3 protein-coding genes, 1 pseudogene and 1 other annotated feature are annotated in these 4,565 nt (G+C 37.7%); of the genes and pseudogenes, 2 read left to right on the forward strand and 2 right to left on the reverse strand.

The genetic code is table 11. The annotated features are described in order from the left end of the window. Nucleotides 1-1,279 precede the first annotated feature (1,279 nt). Together L650_RS0106375 and L650_RS0106385 are read left to right on the forward strand one after the other, a co-directional pair. Nucleotides 1,280-1,648, forward strand: a complete 369-nt coding sequence (locus L650_RS0106375; RefSeq protein ID WP_029772572.1) for a hypothetical protein — start codon at nucleotides 1,280-1,282, stop codon at nucleotides 1,646-1,648. Nucleotides 1,649-2,197: 549 nt separating this feature from the next. Further along, a complete protein-coding gene (locus tag L650_RS0106385; protein WP_029772573.1) occupies nucleotides 2,198-2,542 on the forward strand; it encodes an SHOCT domain-containing protein in 345 nt (114 codons plus the stop codon). 152 nt (nucleotides 2,543-2,694) lie between these two features. Here L650_RS0106385 and L650_RS24510 read toward each other — a convergent pair. Both L650_RS24510 and L650_RS0106395 read right to left on the reverse strand, forming a co-directional pair. Continuing rightward, nucleotides 2,695-3,271 (reverse strand): annotated as a pseudogene (locus L650_RS24510) (IS30 family transposase); the annotation flags it as partial. A gap of 24 nt (nucleotides 3,272-3,295) precedes the next feature. Next, nucleotides 3,296-4,515, reverse strand: a protein-coding gene (locus tag L650_RS0106395) for an IS3 family transposase (RefSeq protein WP_223230517.1) whose coding sequence is annotated in 2 segments (ribosomal slippage) — nucleotides 3,296-4,227 and nucleotides 4,227-4,515 — 1,221 coding nt in all. Because the reading frame shifts where the segments join, the coding sequence is not laid out codon by codon here. Then, nucleotides 4,121-4,237 (reverse strand) — a sequence feature (AL1L pseudoknot). (Overlaps the previous gene by 117 nt.) Nucleotides 4,516-4,565: the final 50 nt, after the last annotated feature.

Below are 4,565 nucleotides of genomic sequence, written 5' to 3' on the forward strand. Positions count from 1 at the left end.
TTGGCGGTTTTTTATGGTTTTTAAGTAACGAACTTAAATACCTGCATTGGGCTGGGGGGATTTGAATGAGCGTCCAACCCCAAACTTTAAAGGGCTATAGCAGTGCTAGTGTATTTATTGTGTAGTTCCTGCTTTAGGGTTACCCTTTATTTATAAAATATTAAAAAAATGCCCATCAAAAGGTGGGCATCAATCTATGTGATAACAGCTGCACTTTTGTTTGGTTAAGTTTGCCGTTAATTTTAAATATGACCATGAAGGGAAAACTTTACTTTGTTGTCCCATAATATATTTTAAGGTTCTCATGAAAATCAGCTATCGAGAAATCAAACAAATGATAGAAATGCTGTAACTGTGACATGTAAGGCTGGATTCTACTATTTTACAATAATCAACAAGTAACACAGTTAGGCTAAAAGAGTCATACAGTTTTCAAACTCAAACATGGGTTATGCCCGCTAAGGTAGAACCCATGTTATTGAGCTTCGATTTTTCCCCACAACATAGTCGTAGTTGAAAAATAGGTTTCACTGTTATTTTTATTATTTCAAAGATTGTGTTTATATAATCAACTAAACACCAAAGTAACTGCGACGACACCAAAATGCCACTCCAATTACGACGACACCAAAATACCGTTCCAACTGCGACGACACCAAAATGCCGTTCCAACTACGACGACACCAAAATACCGTTCCAACTGCGACGACACCAAAATGCCGTTCCAACTACGACGACACCAAAATACCGTTCCAACTGCGACGACACCAAAATGCCGTTCCAACTACGACGACACCAAAATACCGTTCCAACTGCGACGACACCAAAAATATAAGTGTGTTTATCAAACATGGTAGGTAGTATTTCGATATTTCCCCACCTCAAGGTCGTAGTTGAAAGTAGGAATATTGCTCATTCACAATAATGTAAATAAGCACTATTGCGGCAGAAATTCAGTCACAACACTGCTTATTTACACTATTAATAACAATGCGAAATATTAATTAAGGAATAAGTGTACGCATTTTGGACACTCTCAAGCCTGGTTACAAAATAGGTATTCACAAGCGGTAGTTTACGTTGTAACCCCAGTATTTCGTCGTAGTTGAAAATACCTATTTATTAATTACTTATAAAAATAAAATACCATATACTAAAACTTGAATACGCTTAATAAAACTGTGGCCAAAATTAGTTGACCACTACAAAGGCGTCAAAATCTTAAAAACAGACGGGAAAGCTAATTTCAGATTATAATGCTATTTTTGGAAGGACCAATATGTTAAAACGATTAAGACTTAATAGTGCTAAGTCTAGGTTGCTAGAGGAGAAGCTTTACGAACTAGTACTGGATGAGCTAGAAACTGGGGATATTTGCAGGGGGACTTGGGCAAAGGCAGTTGCAAAATCTAATGGTAATGATAGTCAAGCCAACTCGAAGTATCTCGAATTACGAGTTGAATCACTTAAAGATAAAGCACATGTCATACAATCAACTCTTGATTCAGGTTTAGCAAAAGAAAATAAAAAGAAATACATAAGGGGTCGCCGCTCAATGCTTATTAGTGCGAAACAGCTTCTTCATCGTATTTATTGGCTTCTAGTAACCTTTGCCGTATGTATAGGCATAGTTAATTTAATTATCTAACATAAAGCAATCTGATAATTCATATTAACAGAAATGAAAAATTAGATAGCAACTATCTTAATTACACTGATGAAAAACAGTAATCATAAAGGGCTTGGTCATATTTGTAGCCGCGATTTTATGTAACATTTTGGGGTTTTGCTTTATTGCGCGAGATAAGCTCCCGCCTAAAGAAGGAAAAAAATTAGTTACAATCTCTTTATTGTACTAGTCTAGGTTTGAGCTAAATTCTTTTCTGCCCAAACCCATTTCCAACCAGTAATGCGGCACTCCCCCCATTTTTAATAGAGGCGAGCTGTAGTAAACTATTGCAAAAATTAAAGGTTTACCTAAATTATTTTTATTATGGGCGGCGTTCGCATTATAGTTTAGAATATAAATCATCTGCTGAGTTTGGATCGACAGTTAATCGAAATGTAGATGGTGCCCACTTTATCGGGTGAAGATCAGACAAAGGTTAGTTAATTTTACTCGTTCTGCGTAAATTATAGTTACTAATTGTAGGTGCTTATTTAAGTTGTTATACGCTAATCGTAAAAAGAGGTGGTAATGAGTAAAAATTTATGGAAGAACTACTACTTTAAATTATTAATACAGCCTATTGTTGGCTTCGCTGTCGTACTATTTGGAACTGCAATACGACCAGTTTATTTCGAACAGGGAGACCTTCTTCAGTTTATTGGTTTACTGTATGCTATGTTGTCAGGTATTGCTGTTACGATAATTTTAGCAATAAAATTCACGCCATATTTATACAAAACTATAAAATTGAAGCTTGAAAGGAACTCTGCACATAAGAGTTTACTCAAGTACAAGAATCTTCACAATCAAGGGATATTGACTCAAGAAGAATATGATAGAAAAGCCACGGCACTAAAAAATAAAATACTTTAGGGTATATTTATAAATAGTTTTAATAGCTTTAATACTAACTATATTATGAACACCATTATTGCATACAAATCATCCTATTCATTAGCCGCATAATGTGCTTAAAACTGAAAATACATACAAGAAATTTTCAATATTCGCTTATGGCTGTGAGTTCAACCACTCGATGCAACACACTGATTAAATTGCTTCGCAGGTATTTCGTATTTTAGTGTTTTTCGCGGTCTTTCATTGCGTTGCTTGGAACTTGGTTTAATCTTATCTGAGAATGCTCATTTAAGTTAGTTCCTTTTGGAAAGTATTGCCTTAATAGCCTATTTGTATTTTCATTGGAACCTCGTTGCCAAGGTGATTACGGATAACAGAAATATACTTGAATATCTATAGCTAGAGTAAAGTCTTTATAGTTAATAAGCCCACATCCTCTATCCCTGGTTAATGATTTATAAAGCTCTACTGGGGTAACTTATTAGCTTGTTTAATCAACGCTTCAGTCACTGGCTTTGTTTTATTACTAGGTACTTTTACTAACATTACACACCTAGAATGTCGCTCAACTAGAGTCGCGATAAATTTATTTCCTGAGCTATGGATCAAGTCCCTCTCCCAGTGATCTGGAACAGCTCTGTCTTCAACATTTTAAGGCCTTTCACTAATTGATAAAGCGTCGACTATCCTTTCTAACCCTTGACCTTTAAGAGTGACATGTCCTGATTCTGAATCGCCCCGAGTTCATCGGAGACCAGTTTGTTTAAGTCAGGCCACTTTACCTGACTCGTTTAAATTATCATAGTAGTCTGTTTCATATTGAGCTGGTGAAATATACCCAATTGAAGATAATAAGCGTTGATTATTAAACCAATTGACCCACTCTAACGTTGCGTATTCAACAGCATCAACATTCTTCCACGGGCCATTTCTGCGAATAATCTCTGTTTTAAATAATCCATTTATTGTTTCAGCCAATGCATTGTCATAAGAGTCACCCACACTGCCTACAGACGCTTGAATTCCAGCTTCAGCAAGTCGCTCAGTGTATCGTATAGACAAATATTGGCTGCCTCTGTCGCTGTGGTGAATTAACCCTTCGGGGTTGCCACGATGCCAAATAGCTTGCTCTAACGCATCAAGAATAAGCTCTGTGTGCATTGTCGTTGATACACGCCAACCTACAATGTATCGTGAAAAAACATCTATCACGAAAGCGACATAAACAAACCCACTCCATGTGGCAACATAGGTGATGTCAGCTACCCAAAGTTGATTTGGCTGCTCAGCAGTAAATTGACGATTAACTAAATCAAGTGGCTTATCTTGTTGCTCGTCAGGTATCGTTGTCTTATGTGCTTTACCCCGACGAACACCTTGAATTCCCATAACTCGCATCAATCGTTCGACTGTACAGCGGGCGACTTGATGGTCGTCAAGCTGTAGCTGCTTCCATATTTTTCTTGCACCATAAACTGACATATTATCCTCCCACACTTCGCGAATGAGTATTATCAGCTCAGCATCACGCTTTTTGCGGTTAGACAGTCGCTCAGGCTCTCTTTGTATCTGTTTATGAGAATAATACGTTGATGGTGCAATCGGCAATTCCTTGCAAATTGACTCGACACCGTAATGCTCTCTGCAAGCATCAATAAAATCCACTATTACTTCTGTTTGCGGTCGAGCTCCGCTTGGGCGAAAAAAGCGGCAGCTTGCCTCAGGATATCATTCGTTCGCTTGAGCTCTTTATTCTCGCGCTCTAAGACGGCAAGGCGTTCTTCAGTTGATTGCGTATTAGAAGAGGGTTTAGACGGTTGAGCTTGAGATTTCTTGACCCATGCTCTAAGTGTTTCTGGGGTACATCCCAGTTTATCTGAAATCGATACTAGCGCAGCCCAAAGAGAAGGGTATTCATGCTGTTGTGTGGTAACAAGCCTAATTGCACGTTCACGAAATTCTGATGTATAGCGATTTGATTTTTTCATAGTTCCAGTTTCTCAAGTTATTGAGTCTCTGGCAAACACGGGGCGATTCA

It is taken from the genome of Pseudoalteromonas sp. TB51, assembly GCF_000498055.1.
In the GTDB taxonomy this organism is placed as follows: domain Bacteria; phylum Pseudomonadota; class Gammaproteobacteria; order Enterobacterales; family Alteromonadaceae; genus Pseudoalteromonas; species Pseudoalteromonas atlantica.